At 35.5% G+C, this 23,271-nt stretch carries 9 protein-coding genes; 8 read left to right on the forward strand and 1 reads right to left on the reverse strand.

Translation table 11 applies throughout. The features are described 5' to 3' along the window. Window positions 1–183: 183 nt before the first annotated feature. Genes FJOH_RS08530 through FJOH_RS08540 form a run of 3 tightly spaced genes read left to right on the forward strand, consistent with a single transcriptional unit; the run spans window position 184 to window position 10,620 of the window. Window positions 184–7,647, forward strand: a complete 7,464-nt coding sequence (locus FJOH_RS08530) for an HYR domain-containing protein (RefSeq protein ID WP_012023721.1) — start codon at window positions 184–186, stop codon at window positions 7,645–7,647. Window positions 7,648–7,697: 50 nt separating this feature from the next. Then, window positions 7,698–8,609 carry a PorP/SprF family type IX secretion system membrane protein gene (locus tag FJOH_RS08535; protein ID WP_044047588.1) on the forward strand — a complete coding sequence of 304 codons (912 nt, stop codon included), beginning with the start codon at window positions 7,698–7,700 and terminating at the stop codon, window positions 8,607–8,609. Window positions 8,610–8,619: 10 nt separating this feature from the next. After that, a complete protein-coding gene (locus FJOH_RS08540; protein WP_012023723.1) occupies window positions 8,620–10,620 on the forward strand; it encodes an OmpA family protein in 2,001 nt (666 codons plus the stop codon). Between the two features lie 552 nt (window positions 10,621–11,172). On the opposite strand, the gene FJOH_RS08545 is transcribed toward FJOH_RS08540, so the two are convergent. Beyond that, window positions 11,173–11,514 carry a hypothetical protein gene (locus tag FJOH_RS08545; protein ID WP_012023724.1) on the reverse strand — a complete coding sequence of 114 codons (342 nt, stop codon included), beginning with the start codon at window positions 11,512–11,514 and terminating at the stop codon, window positions 11,173–11,175. Window positions 11,515–11,600: 86 nt separating this feature from the next. Here FJOH_RS08545 and FJOH_RS08550 point away from each other — a divergent pair, with 86 nt between their 5' ends. From FJOH_RS08550 to sov, 5 genes are all read left to right on the forward strand, one after another. Next, entirely contained in the window at window positions 11,601–11,843 is a 243-nt protein-coding gene (locus FJOH_RS08550) for a helix-turn-helix domain-containing protein (protein WP_012023725.1), read from the forward strand. 656 nt (window positions 11,844–12,499) lie between these two features. Continuing rightward, window positions 12,500–12,925: a CBS domain-containing protein gene (locus tag FJOH_RS08560; RefSeq protein WP_012023726.1), complete on the forward strand. Its 426-nt coding sequence runs from the start codon at window positions 12,500–12,502 to the stop codon at window positions 12,923–12,925. A gap of 155 nt (window positions 12,926–13,080) precedes the next feature. Continuing rightward, window positions 13,081–15,372 (forward strand): NADP-dependent malic enzyme, encoded by a 2,292-nt coding sequence (locus FJOH_RS08565; RefSeq protein WP_012023727.1) that lies wholly within the window; start codon window positions 13,081–13,083, stop codon window positions 15,370–15,372. 81 nt (window positions 15,373–15,453) lie between these two features. Continuing rightward, window positions 15,454–16,035 carry a Holliday junction branch migration protein RuvA gene (gene ruvA / locus FJOH_RS08570; RefSeq protein WP_012023728.1) on the forward strand — a complete coding sequence of 194 codons (582 nt, stop codon included), beginning with the start codon at window positions 15,454–15,456 and terminating at the stop codon, window positions 16,033–16,035. Window positions 16,036–16,059: 24 nt separating this feature from the next. Beyond that, window positions 16,060–23,271 (forward strand): T9SS outer membrane translocon Sov/SprA, encoded by a 7,212-nt coding sequence (gene sov, locus FJOH_RS08575; protein ID WP_012023729.1) that lies wholly within the window; start codon window positions 16,060–16,062, stop codon window positions 23,269–23,271.

Consider the following 23,271-nt stretch of genomic DNA (forward strand, 5'->3'; position numbering starts at 1 on the left):
TGTCTTGAACCGAGAACATTATGGTCAAAACGCTGCATAACTATTTTTTTGATTTTGAAAAGCTTATTTTCAATAATCTAAAATCTATCCCTTTATTTTTTTCGTATCTCGTTTATAACTTGAAAGCCCATTCTGGGATTTCAACAATAATTTCTATTACTCAAATTAATACCGAGTCTGTCTATGCGTAACTCTACTTTTAATTGGTTTAAGTTTTTTAAATCAAATTGTATTATTTTATTCTTTCTTTTAATCAGCACCAGTGCTTCTGCGCAGTTTTATACTACGCACTATATTGCACCTGCTCCTTGGCAGTATTTTAGTAAAGCGAATGAAATTGTTATTGCAACGAACTCTACAACTACTGTAAAAATTACTGTATCAAAAAGTGATGGGACTTTAGTCACTAATCTTACAGCGGTAAAAGGTACTCCTGCTGTTTATAGATTTGCAGGTCTCCCAAAAGACGCACCTGCATTTACACTGAATACCGTTTTAAATGCTGCTGGTTTAATTGTTAAAGGAGATAAACCTATATCAATAAATTTAAGAAATATTGCTTCTGATGCGTTAGGAGCAGATGGCAGTGATAAAGATATTAAAGGAAATGCTGCATTAACAAGTTTTGGAGATGCTGGAATAGGGATTAGATTTAGAGTTGGATATTATAGAGATGGATCACTTGGTAATTTTAATAATTATGGTGATCAACGCCCAATATACAGCGTTATGGCTATTAATAATGGGACTTCAATAAAAATAAATAATGTTGTTACAACAACTTTAAATGCCGGACAAAGCTATTTGTTTACAGCACCTATTGGAACGCTCGTAGAATCTTCAAACCCTGTAGTTATGAATACCTCGGCAGCAATTGATACTCCAGGCGGATGTGGAGACGGGGCGTACAATCAAATTCCTCCTGAAGCAGTTTTAGGGACAGAATATTTTCTTGAAAGAGGAACAGGAAATAATACAGCAGAGCAGACTACTGTTGTGGCTACAAAAGACGACACAAAAGTAACCATAGAAAGCTATTCGACTACAGGAGCATTAGTAGGATCACCGGTTACTGTAACTTTAGAAAAAGCAGGATACTTTTATACTTTTATAAATGGTGTTAAAGATGTTAGTTTTACAGCTTCTCATATTAAAGCAGATAAAAGAGTTGCCGTATATTCTGGAACAGCACAAAAATGCGAGGTTGATATTTCCACAATTGCGCCAGTATCTGAATGCGGTGGATCTAATTTCATAGAGACCGCAAAATTTAGAAATTATGGTACAGGAACATTAGATTATTTTGGATATATTCTTTTAAGAAGCGGGACAGAAGTTGTAACTGTGAATGGAAATAATATTGCCAATATATCTGGTGTTGGAGCTCGTTATCAGATAGGGAATACAGGCTGGTATTTAATAAACTTCAATAGTCAACAAATTGGAAGTCCAGATTTTCTTTCTATTGAAAGTAATGCTAAATTAACGGTTTCAATTGTACAGCAGGATGGAGGTTTCTCTATGGCGGGATTTTTCTCAAATTTTGCTGTCCAGCCAGAAGATCCAACCTTTACTTATATATCAGGCGGAGGATGTACTAATAATACAGCTACATTAAAAACACCAACAGGATTTGCTCCTTATCAATGGTATTTAAACGGAGTTGCTATTTCAGGAGCAAATTCAGATACTTATACAGCAACAAAAACAGGAGCCTATTCAGTTGCTTCAACTTTAACTTGTGGAGCTCAGACACAATCAAAACCTGTTTCAGTTACTTTATGTACTGATTTAGGTGTTACAAAAACTGTAGACAACGCAACTCCATGCGTAGGTTCAAATGTTGAATTTACAGTAAAATTAAGCAATTTAGGCGTTAACAACGCAACAGGAGTTTCGATAAACGATTTACTTCCTACGGGTTATACATTTGTCAGCTCTACACAAACAATAGGAAATTATAATGCCTCAACTGGTGTTTGGAGTATAGGAGATGTAAATGGTGGAATAACTGAAACATTAAAAATTACGGCAAAAGTTAATGCTTCGGGTGTTTATAATAACACAGCAGCATTGCCGGCATCAACAGTAGATAGTAACACGGCTAATAACAGCGCCAGTGTTTCAACTACACCAAATCCGTTACCAACCGCTTCGATAACAGGAGCACTAACGGCATGTTTAACGACTACTTTAAATGCAGTAACTAATGCAGCATCACCAACATATGTTTGGTATAAAAACAATGTTGTAATTTCTGGTCAAACATCATCTTCGTTAGCTGTAAATTCTGATGGAGATTATAAAGTTAAAGTTACAAATTCTTCAACTGGATGTGAAGCAACTTCTGCTGCTTCTACAGTAAAAGTTAGTGATACAGAGAAACCAGCAAAACCAGTTTTGGCAGACATTACAGGGCAATGTTCAGCAACTGCAACCGCACCTATAACAACAGATAATTGTAAAGGAACAGTAACCGGAACAACGACCGATCCTTTGACTTATTCAGTTCAAGGTACTTATACAATTAATTGGAGTTTTAATGATGGTAACGGAAACGTAGAAACTGCGACTCAAAAAGTAATTATTAAAGACACTCAAAAACCAACAATTACCTGCCCATCAGCAGTTGTGGTTTCTGCTAATGCAAACTCTTGCGTAGCAACAGGAGTTTCTTTAGGCACGCCAACAACATCAGATAATTGCAGCGGCACAGTAACCGTAACGAATAACGCGCCGTCAAGTTTCCCATTAGGAAATACAACAGTAACCTGGACAGCAACGGATGCAGCAGGAAATACACAAACCTGCACACAGACTGTAACAGTAAATGATACTCAAAAGCCAACAATTACCTGCCCATCAAATGTGGTAGTTTCTGCTAATGCCAATTCATGTGTAGCAACTGGCGTTAATTTAGGCACACCTACAACATCAGATAATTGCAGCGGAGCAGTAACAGTAACAAATAATGCACCGTCAAGTTTCCCATTAGGAAATACGACTGTGACTTGGACAGCAACAGATGCAGCGGGAAATACACAAACCTGCACACAAACAGTAACAGTAAATGATACTCAGAAACCAACAATCACCTGTCCGTCAAATGTTATAGTTTCTGCGAATGCCAATTCATGTGTAGCAACAGGCGTTAATTTAGGCACACCTACAACATCAGACAATTGCAGCGGAGCAGTAACAGTAACAAATAACGCGCCGTCAAGTTTCCCATTAGGAAATACTACTGTGACTTGGACAGCTACAGATGCAGCAGGAAATACACAAACCTGTACTCAGACAGTAAAAGTTGTGGGTCCAATTGTACCAAATAAAGATACAGCTTCAATTAATGGATATGAAGGAGGAACTGCTGTTTCAAATGTTTTATCAAACGATTTGCTTAACTGTAATGCAGTTGTTAGAAATGAGGTTGAGTTAACTTTAGCTTCTACATTACCTTCAGTCTTAACTTTTGATACTACAAGTGGAGAAGTTACGGTTAAACCAAACACACCAACAGGAAAATATTCATTTGATTATAAAATCTGTGAAGTTGCGAATACTTCAAATTGCAATACAGCAACTGTAGAAATTACAGTGACTGCACCAGCAATCCTTGCAGTAAAAGAAGATTTAGGTCCTATTAACGGAACAATCGGCGGAACAACAACATCGCTTATTGGACTGGATAAACTAAACGGAGTTCAGGCCGTTATCGGATCAAATCCGGGACAAGTTACTTTAACAGCAACGGCACCGACAGGATTTACGATTAATGCAGACGGAACAATCACCGTAAGCGCAGGAGTTAAAAAAGGAAACTACGATATTGAATATACAATCTGCGACAATAATAATCCAGCGACAAACTGCTCAACAGCAACTTCAACAGTTGTGATAACTGCAGCAGATTTAGTTGCAAATTTAGATGCAGTTGGATCAGTAACGGGATCAAATACATCTCAAACCCTTATCAATGTTTTTGATAACGATACTAAAAACGGATCAAAATTAGATCCGTCAGATGTTAAACTGACACCGGGAACAGACCCGAAAGGTTTCTTAACAATTGATGCAAATGGAAATGCAGTATTAGGAGCAAATGCTCCGGCAGGAAATTATGAGTTAACGTATGAAATCTGCGAACTTTTCAATCCATCAAACTGCAGTACAAACAAAGTTCAGGTAACGGTTACAGCGCCGGTAATCTTAGCAGTAAAAGAAGATTTAGGTCCTATTAACGGAACAATCGGCGGAACAACAACCTCGCTTATTGGACTGGATAAACTAAACGGAGTTCAGGCAGTTATCGGATCAAATCCGGGACAAGTTACTTTAACCGCAGCAGCTCCGACAGGATTTACGATTAATGCAGACGGAACAATCACTGTAAGCGCGGGAGTTAAAAAAGGAAACTACGATATTGAATATACAATCTGCGACAATAATAATCCAGCAACAAACTGTTCAACAGCAACATCAACAGTTGTGGTAACTGCAGCAGATTTAGTTGCCAACCTAGATTCTATGGGATCAGTAACGGGAGGAAATACTTCTCAAACGCTTATCAATGTTTTTGATAACGATACTAAAAACGGATCAAAATTAGATCCGTCAGATGTTAAACTGACACCGGGAACAGACCCGAAAGGTTTCTTAACAATTGATGCTAATGGAAATGCAGTTTTAGGAGCAAATGCGCCGGCAGGAAATTATGAGATTACGTATGAAATCTGCGAGCTTTTTAATCCATCAAACTGCAGTACAAACAAAGTTCAGGTTACGGTTACAGCGCCTGTAATCTTAGCAGTAAAAGAAGATTTAGGTCCTATTAACGGAACAATCGGCGGAACAACAACATCGCTTATTGGACTGGATAAACTAAACGGAGTTCAGGCCGTTATCGGATCAAATCCGGGACAAGTTACTTTAACAGCAACGGCACCGACAGGATTTACGATTAATGCAGACGGAACAATCACCGTAAGCGCAGGAGTTAAAAAAGGAAACTACGATATTGAATATACAATATGCGACAATAATAATCCAGCGACAAACTGCTCAACAGCAACATCAACAGTAGTGGTAACTGCAGCAGATTTAGTTGCAAACTTAGATGCAGTTGGATCAGTAACGGGATCAAATACATCTCAAACGCTTATCAATGTTTTTGATAACGATACTAAAAACGGATTAAAATTAGACCCGTCAGATGTTAAACTGACACCGGGAACAGACCCAAAAGGTTTCTTAACAATTGATGCCAATGGAAATGCAGTTTTAGGAGCAAATGCTCAGGCAGGAAATTACGAGTTAACGTATGAAATCTGCGAGCTTTTTAATCCATCAAACTGCAGTACAAACAAAGTTCAGGTTACAGTTACGGCACCGGTAATTGATGCTGTTGCAGAAAACATAGGCTCAGTAAACGGAAGCACAGGCGGTACAACAACTGTTTCAGTAATTATAAACGATAAATTAAACGGATCTCAGGCTGTTATTGGGTCAAATCATGGAGAAGTTATTTTATCTAAAGTAAATCTTCCAACAGGTTTTGTATTAGAACCAGACGGACGTGTAACAGTTCCAGCCAAGACACCAATTGGAATTTACGAAATCGAATACAGTATTTGTGAAGTAACAAATACAGGAAACTGCGATACGGCAAAAAGTACAGTAGAAGTTACAGGAGGAGTATTAGCAGCAAATCCAGACACTATTCTGTCAGTAGTTGGAATAAATCAGCCTCAGACAATTGTGAATGTTTTCGATAATGATACCAATAACACATTACCGCTTGTACCAAGTGACGTAAAACTTTCTGTAGAAGTTGCAGATCCAAAAGGATTCTTAACATTAAATCCATACGGAACAGTAACATTGGGAGCAAATGCACCAAGAGGAACTTATGAATTAACGTATCAGATTTGTGAAGTATTAAATCAATCAAATTGCAGTTCTGGTAAGGTAGAAGTTACAGTAGAAGAGCCAACAATAACCGTTACGGCTGAAAGTTTTTGCTCAAACAACGTTCCTTACGTAACGTATAAAGTTGTGGCAGATAATTTCACACCAACAAATTTAGTAACAATTAAATGGATTGACAGCGCAAACAATGTTGTAGCAACACAAATAGAGCAGCCATTAAGCGGTACTATTTTATGGCCGGGAGCAGTTATCGACGGAAACGGAAATGGAGTAGACTGGCCGGGCTGGTTATTAGCAAATGGGCAATGGACAGAAGGTGCTGACGGATTCGAAAACACCAGAACTGGAGTTATAATGCAATTCTCTCTAAACCCAACAGCAGCTATTCCGGTAAGTTATCCTGCTGCAACACCGCAGTGTAATGCAAGACCAACTTTTGTAATCATCGCAAATGATGACACAGCGGGTCCGGTAGATACAAGTAAAGGAACTAATACTGGCACTAATATTTTTGATAATGATAAACTAAACGGATTAACAGTTAATCCTGCTGATGTTATTTTAAGCACAACAGTTCCAAATGCTAATTTGACTTTAAACGCAAATGGTTCAGTAAGTGTAAAAGCTGGAACACCATCAGGAACGTACCAATTGACGTATCAAATATGCGATGCTTCAAACTCAAATAACTGCAGTCAGGCAGTTGTAAAAGTGGTAGTGTTAAATTCAGTTTCTCCTGTTAATCCGGTACAGCAGTTGGTTTTAACTGATGATGCTCTTGTAGCAGTTGATGGAATTAACGGTTCTCTTGAATTTGTAAATGTTTTAGATAATGACTTATTAAACGGACAGCCAATTAATCCAGTTGATGTAATTATTAAAAACCAGTCAGGAAATTCAAATTTCGAATTTAATGCAGACGGAACAGTAAACGTTAAACCAAATACCCCAGGAGGAACTTACGCAATTGTATATCAGGTCTGCGAAAAAGCAAACGATACAAATTGCAGTACAGCAACATTAAATGTATTTGTAGAAGTTCCGGCAATTGCATTAGTTAAAACAGCGGCATTCAATGACGAAAACAACAATACAATTGCAAATGCAGGAGAGACCATCAGCTATAGATTTACAGTCACCAATACAGGAAACGTACCGTTAAGCGGAATCACGATTACAGATCTTCTGCCGGGAGTTGTAGTTTCAGGACAAGCTTTAGATTTAAATGTTGGCGAGTCAAACGATACTAATTTCTCAGCCCTGTACAAAATAACACAAACAGATATTAATTCTGGAAAAGTAAGCAATCAGGCAAGTGTACAAGGGAAAAGTGCAAGAGGAGTAGTTGTAGAAGACAATTCTGATTACGAAAATATCGACGGAGACAAACCTACAGTATTAGACTTAAACGGATGTAAAATTAAAGTTCTCAATGCCTTTTCTCCAAACGGAGACCAGAAAAATGAACGATTCTACATTCAGGGATTAGAATGTTATCCTGAAAATACCGTAGAAATTTACAACCGTTGGGGAGTTCTGGTTTTTGATGTAGATCATTATAACAATGTCGACAGAGTGTTTAAAGGATATTCTTTTGGACGTACAACAATGAAACAGTCAGAAGGACTTCCGGTAGGAACTTATTTCTATATCCTGAAATACAAAGACAGCGACTCAAATCCTCACGAAACATCAGGTTATTTATACATTAATAAATAAAAAATACAAACGGCTTACGATAAGCTGAGCCGTTTTTTAAAATCTTTAAGATGAAAAAATTAGGTTTAATTTTTATGTTTTTTACCATTGTGTGTTCAGCGCAGCAAGATGCTCAGTTTACACAATACATGTACAACACTATCGGAATAAATCCGGCTTATGCAGGTTCGCGCGGCGTACTGAGTGTTTTTGGGTTATATCGTACACAATGGATTGGTCTTGACGGAGCGCCGGAAACAAGTACTTTTTCTGTAAACACACCTTTAACCAACAGCAATTTAGGATTAGGAGTTTCTTTGGTAAACGATAAAATCGGGCCAACGAACGAAAATACTTTATCTGCTGATTTGTCATACAGTATTCCAACATCAGAATCATTTAAACTTTCGTTTGGTATCAAGGCAACAGCCAATCTTTTTAATCTTGATGCTAGTAAATTGAGTTATGAAGATCAAAACGACGAATTATTTCAGGACATCAAAAATAAGTTTACACCCAATATTGGAGCCGGAATTTACTGGCATTCAGATCGTGCTTATTTAGGATTATCAGTTCCTAATTTTATCGAAACCAATCGCTATGACAATAATGATGTCGCTATTTTCAAAGAAAAAATAAACTATTACTTCATGGCAGGTTATGTATTTAATCTGGATCATTTAGAGTATATAAAATTCAAACCGGCATTGTTGACAAAAATGGTAGAAGGAGCACCTTTGCAGGTAGATGTTTCTGGTAATTTCATGTTCAATGATAAGTTCGTTCTTGGGCTTGCTTATCGCTGGAGTGCTTCGGTAAGTGCTATGGCAGGTTTTCAGGTTACAAAAGGCATGTATATAGGATATGGTTACGATCACGAAACCACACAATTAAGAAAATACAATTCAGGATCGCATGAGATTTTCCTTCGTTTTGATTTCTTTAATAATTACAGCAAACTTACCTCACCAAGATTCTTTTAATTGATAAATTATGAAGCTTAAAAAAATACTTTTTCCCATTTTGTTGCTTTGCTTTTTTATGGCAGATGCCCAAACGGCCAGTATAAAAAATGCAGATAAAAAATACGACAGTTACGCTTACGCGGATGCTATAAAAGCCTATGAAAAATTAGTTGAAAAAGGAGTTAGAGAAGAAAGAATATTTCAAAGACTTGGAAATTCCTATTATTTCATTGGCGAATTAAAAGACGCCTTAAAATACTATCAGGAATTATTCAGTATTAATGAAAATCAGGAAGCAGACTATTTGTATAAATATGCTCAATGCTTAAAATCAGAAGGGAATTATACTAAAGCCGATGAAATTTTAGAGAAATTCTCCCAAAAAGCACCTTCAGATAAAAGAGTCGTTTTATTCTTAAAAAACAGAAATTATTTAGAAGATATTAAATCAAATTCAGGACGTTTTGATATTGCAGATGCCGGAATCAACTCAAAAGATTCAGATTACGGAAGCACTATTTTAGACAATAAATTAGTCTTTACATCGGCAAGAGATACAGGTTCTATTATCAAAAAGAATTTTAAATGGACAAATAAAGCCATTTCAACTTTATATGCTGTAGATTTAAATCCAGACGGGAGCATTGGAAAACCAATGTTGTTTCATAAACAAAATCTGCAGGTTAACTTCAATCAGTCTACTCCCGTTTTTACAAAAGATGGTAAAACCATGTATTTTACCAGAAATAACTCAGTAGACGGAAAAAGAAAACAAAATGAAAACAAGGTCACATTTTTAAAACTATACAAAGCCGTTTTAATTAATAACGAATGGAAAGAAGTACAAGAACTTCCGTTTAACAGTGACGAATACAGCGTAGCGCATCCAGCTTTAAGTGTAGACGAAAAAACATTATATTTTGCATCAGATATGCCGGGAACGTTAGGACTTTCGGATATCTATAAAGTAAGCATACTTTCTAACGGAGGTTTTGGTGCACCAGAAAATTTAGGTCCAGAAATTAATACCGAAGGAAGAGAAACTTTTCCTTTTATTTCAGATGAAAACGAACTTTATTTTGCCAGTGACGGAAGACCAGGTTTAGGCGGACTGGATATTTTTGTTTCTAAAATTACCAAAGAATGCACTTTTGATGAAGTACAAAATGTTGGTGAACCAATTAACAGTAAACAAGACGATTTTGCTTTTATCATTAACAGTAAAAACAGAAATGGTTTTTTCTCTTCAAACCGAGTAAACGGCCATGGACTTGACGATGTATACCGATTTACAGAAAACAGAAGATTAATTTGCGAACAGCAGATATCCGGAACCATTACTGATCAGGAAACAAACGAAACACTTTCAAACGTTGCCTTGATTTTATTTGATGAAGCAGGTAAAACTGCTGTTGAAGCTAAATCAGATGCCAATGGAAATTATGTTTTTTCGAATGTAAAATGCGGTAAAAAGTACTATATCAAAACAGCTAAAGAAGATTATTTGTTTAAAGAAGTTTCGATAACACTGAAAAAGGCAACAGGATCTGCTTCTCTGCCAATAGCTTTAGAAAAGAAGCCAAAGCCAATTACAGCAATTCCGGTTGTAATAAAAACCAATAATTCGATTAAACCAGTTAAAGTTACCATTGCAGTTGGAACCGATTTAGGGAAATTATTAAAAATCCCGATGAACTTTTTTGATTTAGGAAAAGCCACAATCAAAAAATCGTCTGTACCTCAATTGCAAAAAATGGTCGATATGTTAAACCAATATCCAACAATTAAAGTCGATATTCGTTCGCATACAGACAGCCGTTCATCTTCAGAAAGCAATCAGATTTTATCAGATAAAAGAGCACAGTCTACCAAAGACTGGCTGGTAAGCAAAGGAATTAATGCAGACCGATTAACCGCAAAAGGATTTGGAGAAACACAATTAGTAAATAAATGTGCCGATGGTGTAAAATGTACAGAACAACAACATCAGCAAAACCGACGAAGCGAGTTTATAATCGTAAGTTTGTAATTTGATTAAATGAAAAAGGCTTTCTAGGAATTTATTTCAGAAAGCCTTTTTTAATTTGGCATATTGAAAGAGATATGCCGCTCCGCTGGAGCTTTTAGAAATGGGATTTTGTTTGCTATAAATATTCTGCTCCTCTGGAGCATAATGTCTCATTTGCAAGAGCTCCTGCGGAGCGATATATTTATAGGCTTTTGTTTGGTATAAATATTCTGCTCCTCTGGAGCATAGTGTCTTATTTGTAAGAGCTCCAGCGGAGCGATATATTTATAGCGGGGTGAAATATTTATAGATACAGATTGATATTAAAGATAATAAAGCTCCTGCGGAGCGATATATCTGTAGGATTTTGTTTGGTATAAATATTCTGTTCCTCTGGAGCATAGTGTCTTATTGGTAAGAGCTCCAGCGGAGCGATATATTTATAGGCTTTTGTTTGGTATAAATATTCTGCTCTCTGGAGCATAATGTCTCATTTGTAAGAGCTCCAGCGGAGCGATATATTTATAGCGGAGCGATATATTTATAGAAAAAACATTAGGGGCGAGATATTTGTTATTCACCAATGACATCAGGGTTTGCAATAAACATTTGATAAATTTCGTCTAGTATTTCCATTTCATCCGTTGGAAACATTTCTAAGACCATTTCTAAAATGAGAGCTACATTAATTGGTGAAGTTTTAATAGTATTCGAAGCTTTATGTGCATCGTAGTCCAGCGCAACAATACATAGTTTTAAGATTTCGGCAATAACGCAGCCAAGCTCAGAATAATTTGAAAGTTTAATTTGAGCAACATTAGTATCTGATTTTGCATCTGTTGGCTTTAATGTGCTGAAATAAAGTGCGGATAATTTTTTTAGGCGTTCTAAATTTTTAATTTCATTGGTTTCCATAATATTTTTTTTACAAATGTAAGACTATATTTTAAACACGACATATATGTCGGGTTGATTTTTTCCATAGTTTAATAGATTTGATTGTGGAAAATAATAAATATGAGTCAGAGATTATCAAGTTAGGTATACTCATTAAGGAACTCAGAGAAAAAGAAAATATTAATCAAGAACAATTGTCAACATTATGTAATGTTGATGTAAGAACTATTCAAAGAATTGAAAAAGGAAAACAGAATATTACAATTAGTTTACTTTTTTCATTAGCTGATTCATTGAAAATAGAATCAAGTACCTTAATACATAAAATATTTTCTGAAAATCCATAATACTTCCAGATTTAAAATAATCCTTTATATAATCCCTACGGAATATATTTGGATGGGTGGATTTCCTTTTTCTACCAACTATTTAATTTCTACGAAATACTCCGCTAATAGTTAAACATTGGCAGCTCCCAAAAAAAATGCGTATTTTGTCCCGTAGGGACTATACAATTTAATATTGTTTCATATCTCCCTACGGGAAATTATTGAATTAAATAATTTCATTTTGCACTACCAACCAGTTACTCCTAATGGAGTATTCCATATAAATTATAACATTTGATTTTACTGATATTTTATTTTTGACAGAGTTCTACTATTGTATTTAATTTCTACAAAGTACTCCGTTAGGAGTAACTGGTTGGTAGCAAAAAAAATATCCGCGATGTATTTTGTCCCATAGGGACATTTGTTCGTAGATAAAAACATGGATATATAATGAGATTTATATTTTATTAGGCTGACATCAAAAAGTTAAAAAATCTAATTTTCCACAAAAAACGCCTGTAATTTTTTTCTTCCTTTAAAGTATAATTTTGAAAATTCTAAAAACAATGTATTTTGTTTAAAATGAGTCAGTTGTGTTTTTAAAAAATCGATTTCGCTGCATATTGTATTTGTTTTTATTATAACTTTATGAAAACTAAAATTTTTCAGATATGACTGTAGATCAAATACTAAACGCAAAAGGGAAAAATGTTTTTTCGGTACGTTCAACCACAACTGTTTATGAAGCTTTAAAAGTAATGGGCGATAAAAACATCGGCGCTATTCTAATCATAGACGGAACCGATTTAAAAGGAATTTTATCTGAAAGAGATTATGCTCGAAAAATTGTTTTAAAAGATAAATCCTCCAAAGAAACATTTGTACATGAAATTATGGAAAGCAATGTTTTTACAGTCCAGCTTTCAAATAATATTGACGATTGTATGGAACTTATGAGTTCAAAAAGAATACGACATCTGCCTGTTTTAGAAAACGGAACCGTGGTAGGAATAATTTCTATAAGCGATGTTGTAAAAGCAATTATTGAAATTCAAAAAGATACCATTCATCATCTAAACTCTTACATCTCACAGTAAAACTTCTATAAAATACTTTTTTGAAATAGTCCGGTTTAAATCGGGCTATTTTTTTTGATTTTACCATTTTGATATTTTAACAAAAGAAAGCAGTAAAAGCGTCCCATTTTAAACTAAGACTTATATCTTTGTAAGCTAGAATAAAAGCTAAAATAATGAACAAAGAGAGTAAAAAAAGAGAGGCATTACAGTACCACGCTGAGCCAACTCCAGGAAAAATTCAGGTAGTTCCAACAAAAAAATATGCAACCCAGAGAGACTTATCGCTTGCGTATTCGCCGGGAGTTGCTGAACCTTGTTTAGCAATTGCAGAAAACATTGAAGATGTTTATAAATATACAGCAAAAGGAAATTTAGTTGCCGTAATTTCAAACGGTACAGCTGTTTTAGGACTTGGAGATATAGGCCCGGAAGCAGGAAAACCAGTAATGGAAGGTAAAGGTTTATTGTTTAAAATATTCTCTGATATTGATGTTTTTGATATCGAAGTTGATACAAAAAATGTTGAAGAATTTATTCAGACTGTAAAAAATATTGCTCCAACTTTTGGAGGTATTAATCTTGAAGATATTAAAGCACCAGAATCTTTTGAAATCGAAAGAAGATTAATCGAAGAATTAGACATTCCGGTAATGCACGACGATCAGCACGGAACTGCAATTATTTCTTCTGCAGCTTTAATCAATGCACTTGAATTAGCAGGAAAAAAAGCAGAAGATGTAAAAGTAGTAGTTTCTGGAGCAGGATCTGCAGCAATCGCTTGTACTGACTTATATGTTTTATTAGGAGTAAAAGTTGAAAATGTTTTAATGTTTAATAGTAAAGGACTTTTAACAAAAGACAATCCTGCACTTTCAGATTTACAATTAAAATATGCTGTTAATGGTCCTAAAATTGAGTTAGCAGAAGCGGTAAAAGGAGCAGATGTTTTCATCGGCTTATCATCTGGAGATATTTTATCGCCGGAAATGCTGTTAACAATGAAAGAAAATCCGATTGTTTTTGCAATGGCAAATCCAAATCCGGAAATCGATTATAATTTAGCTGTACAAACACGTAAAGACGTGATTATGGCTACAGGCCGTTCAGATTTTCCTAATCAGGTAAATAACGTTCTTGGTTTCCCTTATATTTTTAGAGGAGCTTTAGACGTGCGTGCTACAAAAATTAACGAAGCTATGAAAATGGCTGCTGTAAAAGCATTGGCTATTTTAGCAAAAGAACCAGTTCCAGAACAGGTTAACGTAGCTTACGGAGCAATGAAATTAGGTTTTGGGCAAGAATATATCATTCCTAAACCATTCGATCCTAGATTGATTACTGTTGTGGCACCAGCAGTTGCAAAAGCAGCAATGGAATCTGGAGTTGCAAAAAATCCTATTACAGACTGGGCAGCTTATGAAGATAAGCTTCGCGAGCGTATGGGTAACGATAATAAAATGGTGCGTTTAATTACAAACCGAGCGAAATTAGATCCTAAAAAAGTAGTTTTTGCTGAGGCAGACCAATTAAATGTGTTAAAAGCGGCACAAATTGTACACGAAGACGGAATTGGTATTCCGGTTTTATTAGGAAACAGAGAAACTATTTTAGAATTAAAAGAGGAATTAGGTTTTGACGCCGAATTAGAAATCATCGATCCTAAAACAAACGAAGAAGAAGAAAGACGTAACAAATTTGCAAATTCATACTGGGAATCAAGAGAACGCAGAGGAGTTTCATTGCTTGATGCTCAAAAATTCATGCGCGAAAGAAACTATTTCGCTGCCATGATGGTAAACGAAGGAGAAGCAGATGCACTTGTTACAGGATATTCAAGAAGTTACCCAAGTGTTGTAAAACCAATGCTGCAATTAATTGAAAAAGCACACGGCGCTTCACTTGTTGCAACAGCAAACATGATGCTTACATCACGCGGACCAATGTTCTTGTCAGATACAGCAATCAATATCAATCCATCATCAGAAGATTTAGTAAATATTGCATTGATGACTGCTAAAACAGCAAAAATGTTCGGAATTGAACCCGTAATTGCAATGGTTTCTTATTCAAACTTTGGTTCATCAACGCATCAAAATGCTTCAAAAGTAAGAGATGCAGTGGCGTATTTACATAAAAATCACCCTGAGATGGTCGTAGATGGTGAGATTCAGGCAGACTTTGCTTTAAATTCTGAAATGCTTCAGGAAAAGTTCCCATTCTCTAAACTGGCAGGTAAAAAAGTAAACACGCTTGTGTTCCCTAACTTAGAGTCGGCTAATATCACTTATAAATTGATGAAAGAACTGAATAAATCAGCTTCTATCGGGCCTATTATGATGGGAATGGATAAACCAGTTCACATTTTCCAATTAGGGGCAAGCGTTGAAGAAATGGTTAATATGGCAGCAATTGCGGTTATTGACGCTCAGGAAAAAGAAAACAAAAAGAACAAATTAGCAAAATAATTCACTAAAAAATAGGACAAAATAATATTGTCCTATTTTTATTGCATTTTTACTATATTTGGATTCTTACTAAATTATATTATGATAGCACATTTGCAGGGAAAATTAGTCGAAAAGAATCCCACAGAAGTTGTAATTGATTGCGGAGGAGTGGGATACCACGTAAATATTTCGTTACATACTTTTTCATTAATTCCAAATGCTGATTTTATAAAATTGTATACGCATCTTCAAATCAAAGAAGATGCGCATACTTTATATGGTTTTGTAGAAAAGTCTGAACGTGAGATATTTAGAATGCTGTTATCTGTTTCAGGAATTGGAGCCGGCATCGCACGAACAATGCTTTCGTCTATAGAACCCAGACAAATTATTAATGCCATTGCCTCAGGAGATGTTGGAGTTATCCAGTCTATAAAAGGTATTGGAAACAAAACAGCACAGCGAGTAATACTTGATTTAAAAGAAAAAGTGTTAAAGTTGTACGATTTAGACGAAGTTTCTGTTGTCCAAAACAATACAAATCGAGATGAAGCGTTATCTGCTTTGGAAGTTTTAGGATTCGTTCGTAAAACATCTGAAAAAGTAGTGGAAAAAATCGTCAAAGAAGATCCGGAAGCTACTGTTGAAACGATCATCAAAAAGGCCTTAAAAAGCTTATAAAATCAATTTTATATAACCAATTGTATGCGTAAAATTTGTATTTTTTTACTGGTTTTATTTTGTGGTAACGTTTTGCGGTCACAAGTAAAACCGGCGGTTCAAGATACAACAAAGACTCAATTTTCTGTTGGGAAAATGGAGTTAGAAAATCCTCCAAGCATACTCTCGGCCTATAAATATGATCCCATAACAGACCGATACATTTACACAACATCTGTTGATGGTTTCTCTATTGATTATCCTTTAGTTTTAACGCCAAAAGAATACGAAGATTTACTTTTGAAAGAATCCAGAAGAGATTATTTCAGAAAAAAAATGGACGCTATTGATGGTAAAAAAACCGGAGCCGAAGCAGCCAAAAAAGATTTACTGCCAAGATATTACATTAATTCAAGTCTTTTTGAAAGCATATTTGGAAGTAATACCATCGACGTAAAACCTACAGGTTCTGTCGAAATGGACTTAGGAGTTCGATACACCAAACAAGACAACCCAGCATTTTCACCCCGAAACAGATCAAGTCTAACATTCGATTTTGATCAGCGAATCAGTATGAGTTTGATGGGGAAAATTGGAACCAGACTGGAAGTAAATGCCAATTATGATACTCAGTCTACTTTTGCCTTTCAGAATTTATTCAAACTTGCTTATACGCCATCAGAAGATGATATTATTCAAAAAGTAGAAGTTGGTAACGTAAGCATGCCTCTTAACAGCACGCTTATTCGTGGTGCGCAGAGTTTATTTGGAGTAAAAACACAATTACAATTCGGGAGAACAACCATTACAGGTGTTTTCTCTGAACAAAAATCGCAGACCAAAAGCGTTGTAGCAGAAAACGGAGGAACAGTTCAAAACTTTGATTTGTATGCTCTTGATTATGATAATGATCGTCACTTTTTCCTTTCTCAGTATTTCAGAAACAAATACGACGTTTCATTAAAAAATTACCCATTTATAGACAGCCGTGTACAAATTACAAGATTAGAAGTCTGGGTAACTAACAAACAAAATCGTGTAACAACAACTGGCGGCGGAAATAACTTAAGAAACATTATAGCGCTTCAGGATTTAGGAGAAGCGCAAGTAAGCGGTGTTCCGGATAATGAAGTTGTAGTTATCAGTTCTACAGCTGGATTTTTCAACAATCCAATTGACAGCCCTACGAGTAATACCAACAACAAATACGATCCGGCAACAATTGGTCAGGCAGGTTCATTTTTAAACTCAAACATTAGAGAAATTGTAACGGCAAAATCCGGTTTCAATAATACAAATGTGAGCGAAGCTACAGATTATTCTGTATTAGAAAATGCAAGAAAACTAACAACAAACGAATATACTTTTAACCCGCAATTAGGTTACATCTCTTTACAGCAGCGTTTGGCAAATGACGAAATTCTTGCCGTTGCGTTTGAATATACCGTAGGTGGAAAAGTGTATCAGGTAGGGGAATTTGGAAGCGATGGTGTAGATGCTACTGTAGTTACAGGAAATAACAGCTCAAATCAGGCAATTATTACCCAGAGTTTAGTTTTAAAAATGCTGAAAAGTAATTTAACAAACGTTAAAAATCCGGTTTGGAACCTGATGATGAAAAACGTTTATCAAATTCCTCAGGCATATCAAATTAAACAAGACGATTTCAGATTAAATATCCTTTACACAGATCCGTCTCCTATTAACTATATTACACCAGTTCAAGGATCATCATTCCCTCCAAATCCAGCTCCTGATAGCAAAGTTGAGCAGACGCCTTTATTAAACGTTTTCAACTTAGACCGTTTAAATTACAATAACGATCCACAGGCAGGCGGAGATGGTTTCTTTGATTATATTCCGGGAGTAACGGTAGATGTACAAAACGGCCGTGTAATTTTTACAACAAAAGAGCCTTTTGGAGAGTTAATATTCAATAAACTGCAAACCGGTGCAGGAGAGAGCTATAACGACCCAACAACATACAACGCGAATCAGCAGAAATATGTATTTAGAAACATGTATCGAAATACACAAGCCGGTGCTTTGCAGGATAGTGATAAAAACAAATTCTTATTAAGAGGAAAATACAAATCATCTGGAAGCAACGGGATTCCAATTGGAGCTTTTAATGTACCGCAAGGTTCTGTAGTAGTTACAGCCGCAGGACGTGTTTTGGTAGAAGGAATAGATTACAGCGTAGATTATCAATTAGGAAGAGTTCAAATTCTAGATCCTTCGCTGCAGGCTTCAAACACGCCAATTGAAGTTTCGTTAGAAAACAACTCAATCTTTGGGCAGCAGACACGAAGATTTATGGGATTCAATATCGAACATAAAATCTCAGATAAATTTGTAATTGGCGGTACTTATTTAAAAATGACCGAAAGACCTTTTACACAAAAATCAACTTATGGTCAGGAATCTGTAAACAATACAATTTTTGGATTTAATGGAAATTATTCAACAGAAGTTCCATTTTTGACACGTTTGGCTAACAAGCTTCCAAACATTGATACAGATGTCCCTTCAAATCTTTCTATTCGTGGAGAAGTCGCCTTTTTAAGACCAGATGCTCCAAAAGCAAGTGATTTTCAAGGAGAAGCTACTATTTATGTAGACGATTTCGAAGGTTCGCAGTCAACAATAGATATGCGCTCTGCTTATGCCTGGAGTTTAGCTTCAACACCATTTATTACTTCTATCAACGACAATACTTTTAACGCCAATTCTAATACTTTAGAATATGGTTTTAAAAGAGCAAAATTATCGTGGTATACAATTGACCCTGTATTTTATTCTTCAAAACCATCGGGTATTTCAAACGATGATCTATCATTAAACACGACCAGAAGAATTTACAGCAGAGAGTTGTATCCAAACACAGATATTGCGCAGGGACAGATTCAGGTTGTTAATACACTCGATTTAACCTACTATCCGGGAGAGAGAGGACCATATAATAACAATCCAAGTTTTGGGGCAAGCAATCCTTCTGCGAACTTTGGAGGGATTATGCGAGCTTTAAATTCAACTAATTTTGAGCAGGGAAATGTTGAGTATATTCAATTTTGGGTACTTGACCCATATGTTGGGAATGGTGAATCTCCAGCTACAAATGCAGGTAAAATATATTTCAATTTAGGTGAAATCTCAGAAGACGTTTTAAAAGACGGAAGAAAGCAATATGAAAACGGATTAGGACCAGATCAGGTTATGGTAAATCCACAACCGCTTTGGGGAGATGTTCCGGCATCACAATCTTTAATTTATGCTTTTGATACTAATCCAGATAATAGAAAAAATCAAGACGTTGGTTTAGATGGTCTGCCAAGTTCAAGAGAGGGTTCAATTTATACCAATTATGCGGGAGAAGCAGATCCTGCGGGAGACGACTATACGTATTATCTAAATGCTGATGGAGGCGTTTTAGAGCGTTATAAAAACTACAATGGTACAGAAGGGAACTCAGCAGTAAGCATCAATGACCCTAATCGTGGTTCTACAACACTTCCTGATGTTGAGGATATTAACCGTGATAACACCATGAGTACTATTAATGCCTACTATGAGTATAGCATTGATGTAAAACCTGGAATGCAGGTGGGTGAAAATTACATTACAGATATTAGAGAAGTTACAAATGTTGATCTTCCAAACGGAGGAACAACAAACGCAAGATGGATTCAGTTTAAAATTCCGGTTTCACAGCCTCAAAATACAATTGGAAACATTACAGACTTTAGATCTATTCGTTTCATGCGTATGTTTATGACTGGATTTAATTCTCAGATGACAGTTCGTTTTGGAGCTTTAGATTTAGTAAGAGGAGAGTGGAGAAGATACACAGGAACATTAGATGCAAACGATCAAAATCCAGATGATGATGGAGTAGAATTTGATGTTGCTGCAGTAAATATTCAGGAAAACGGAACTAAATGTCCTGTAAACTATGTAATGCCTCCAGGCGTACAAAGAGAACAATTGTATAATAACAACACTGTTATTAACCAAAATGAACAGGCATTAGCGGTTAGAATTGGCGGTGCAGGTTTACAATATCAAGATTCCAGAGCAGTTTTCAAAAACGTAAGTGTCGATATGCGTCAGTACAAAAAACTGAAAATGTTTTTGCACGCAGAATCACTGCCAAATCAACCAACATTGGAAGATGATGAAATGGTTGGTTTTATCCGTTTTGGAAATGACTTTACACAAAACTTTTATCAGGTAGAGATTCCTTTAAAAGTTACCAAAACCGGAGGGTCTTGTTCAATAAGCCCGGATTTGGTTTGGATGGACGATAATAGTATAGATTTAGCCCTTGATTTATTGACAAGAATGAAAATCAAAGCTATGAGTATTGATATTAACTCATCGAAAAGAGATGTCAATGGTATTTATTATCCAGATAATGATCCGGATTTAGAAGGAGGAGATGGCGATGGTAAATTAACTTTAGGTATTAAAGGAAATCCTAACTTTGGTTTAGTCCGAAACTTAATGGTTGGGGTAAAAAGCCGTGCCGATCATAAAGACATAAAAGGAGAGGTTTGGTTTAATGAGCTTCGTTTAGCCGATTTAGAAAACAAAGGCGGTATGGCAGCAATATTAAATGTTGATACCAATATGGCCGATTTTGCTACTGTTTCTGCAACTGGTAGAAAAAGCACCATTGGGTTTGGTTCTCTGGAACAAGGAGCAAATGAGCGTGATCGTGAAGATGTACAGCAATATAATATTGTTACGAACCTGAATTTAGGAAAACTGCTTCCTAAAAAATGGGGAATAAACCTGCCGTTTAATTATGCAATTGGCGAAGAAGTAATTACACCAGAGTACGATCCGTTTAATCAGGATATTAAATTAGATCAATTAATTAGAGAAACTACAGATCAGGCAGAAAAAGATAATATCAGGACTCGTGCTATTGACTATACAAAACGAAAAAGCATCAATTTTATTGGTGTAAGAAAAGACAGAGCACCTGAGCAGAAACCTCATGTATACGATATTGAGAATTTTACCTTCTCGCAATCATACAATCAGGTAGAACGTCATGATTATGAAGTTGCAGATTATGAAGATGAGCAGTCTAATTCGGCTGTAAATTATGCTTATACGTTCCAGCCAAAAGAAGTTGTTCCGTTTAAGAGTACTAAATTCATGAAGAAAAGTGAATATTGGAAATTGTTGAGCGATTTCAACTTTAATTACCTGCCGTCAAACATATCTTTTAATACCAATATTTTAAGACAAAGCAACCGTCAGCAGTTTAGAGAAGTTGAGGTTGAAGGAATTGGTCTTGATCCGCTTTACAGAAGAAATTTTGCGTTTAATTACCAATACGGATTTGGTTTTAACTTAACTAAATCTCTAAAGCTAAATTATTCAGCAACATCAAATAACATTGTTCGAAACTTCTTAAACGATGACAATTCTCCAAAAGAAGATTTTAATATCTGGGATGATTATTTAGACATTGGAACACCAAATCAGCATGCGCAGCAGTTGGTTTTAAATTATGATATTCCAATTAACAAAATTCCAATTTTTGGTTTTGTAAAAGCGAGTTATTCATATACGGCAGATTATATGTGGCAGCGTTCTTCGACAGCATTTTCAGAATACGAAGATCCAAACGGTACCGTTTATGATTTAGGAAATACAATTCAGAATTCAAATTCAAATACACTTACAACAACTTTGAATATGAATACGCTGTATAAATATCTTGGTTTAACACCGGGTGCTAAAAAAACAGCTAAACCTAAAACGGCTGCACCGCCAAAACCAGGTGAAAAAATTGTTAATACAGCAAAACCAGTAGTAAGTTCAAGTCCGTTTTATGATGGTTTAATTGGGGTTTTGACAAGTATTAAAAACGTTCAGATTAATTATACCAAAAACAGCGGAACCGTTTTACCTGGTTATACGCCAAGTGTTGGGTTTTTAGGAACTTCTAAACCAAGTTTAGGATTCGTATTTGGAAGTCAGGATGATGTGCGTTATGAAGCTGCAAAAAGAGGATGGCTTACAACATATCAGGATTTTAACCAGAGTTTTACACAGGTTTCAAATAAACTTTTAAAAGTTACGGCAAACATTGATTTACTGCCGGATTTAAAAGTTGATTTATCAATGGACCGTTCTTATTCTGAAAATACTTCAGAACAGTATAGTGTAGATCCATCAACAAATGAGTATAAGCCGTTATCGCCTTATACTTATGGAATGTTTTCTATCTCGACTGTAATGATTAAAACGGCATTTTCACCAAGTGATGAAACACAATCAGCGGCATTTGATGATTTTAGAAGCAATCGTTTAATAATTGCAAATCGTCTGGCAGAAGGACATTATGGTTCTGGAGTTGCAATTCCGAGATATGGTGATGCAAATAATCCTATTCCGGCTGAAACAGATCCAAATTATGCGGTATATACAGCAAATCAAGGATACCCAATTGGATATACAAAAAGTAATCAGGCTGTTTTATTGCCGGCTTTCTTAGCAGCATATACAGGTTCAGATGCTTCAAGTTCTTCTACGAATATTTTTAGAAGTTTTCCAATTCCAAACTGGAGTATTAAGTATAATGGGTTAATGCGCTATAAGTACTTTAAAGATAAATTTAAACGTTTTTCATTACAGCACAATTATAGAGCATCCTATACTATAAACCAGTTTAGATCAAATTTTGATTACAACAGTTCGCCAAAAGTACAGGATGTAAATACTAATTTCTACAACGAAATTATAATGTCTAATGTCAATTTAGTAGAACAATTTAGTCCGTTAATTAGAATGGATTTTGAGTTGAAAAGCTCTTTAAGAGTTCTTTCTGAAATTAAAAAAGACAGAGCTTTATCGATGAGTTTCGACAATAATTTATTGACAGAAGTAAAAGGAATGGAATATATTATTGGTTTAGGATATCGCTTTAAAGATGTTATTTTCTCATCAAGATTAGCAGATAATCCAACCGGAATCATCAAAAGTGACATTAACATAAAAGCCGATTTTTCTTTAAGAAATAATGAAACTTTAGTACGTTACTTAGATTACGATAACAATCAGCTGGCAGCGGGACAAAATATCTGGTCTCTTAAATTAACGGCAGATTACTCGTTTAGTAAAAACCTGACTGCAATATTTTATTATGATCATTCGTTTTCAAAAGCAGTTATTTCGACGTCATTCCCGTTAACAAACATAAGATCGGGCTTTACACTTCGATATAATTTCGGAAATTAA

Source organism: Flavobacterium johnsoniae UW101 (assembly GCF_000016645.1).
GTDB classification, from domain to species: domain Bacteria; phylum Bacteroidota; class Bacteroidia; order Flavobacteriales; family Flavobacteriaceae; genus Flavobacterium; species Flavobacterium johnsoniae.

Excerpts from the sequence above, each read along its gene's own strand:
- FJOH_RS08540 (WP_012023723.1), top strand. The coding sequence starts at position 8,620 with ATGAAGCTTAAAAAAATACTTTTTCCCATTTTGTTGCTTTGCTTTTTT.
- ruvA (WP_012023728.1), top strand. The coding sequence starts at position 15,454 with ATGATAGCACATTTGCAGGGAAAATTAGTCGAAAAGAATCCCACAGAA.
- FJOH_RS08545 (WP_012023724.1), bottom strand. The coding sequence starts at position 11,514 with ATGGAAACCAATGAAATTAAAAATTTAGAACGCCTAAAAAAATTATCC.
- FJOH_RS08535 (WP_044047588.1), top strand. The coding sequence starts at position 7,698 with ATGAAAAAATTAGGTTTAATTTTTATGTTTTTTACCATTGTGTGTTCA.
- FJOH_RS08560 (WP_012023726.1), top strand. The coding sequence starts at position 12,500 with ATGACTGTAGATCAAATACTAAACGCAAAAGGGAAAAATGTTTTTTCG.
- FJOH_RS08530 (WP_012023721.1), top strand. The coding sequence starts at position 184 with ATGCGTAACTCTACTTTTAATTGGTTTAAGTTTTTTAAATCAAATTGT.
- FJOH_RS08565 (WP_012023727.1), top strand. The coding sequence starts at position 13,081 with ATGAACAAAGAGAGTAAAAAAAGAGAGGCATTACAGTACCACGCTGAG.
- sov (WP_012023729.1), top strand. The coding sequence starts at position 16,060 with ATGCGTAAAATTTGTATTTTTTTACTGGTTTTATTTTGTGGTAACGTT.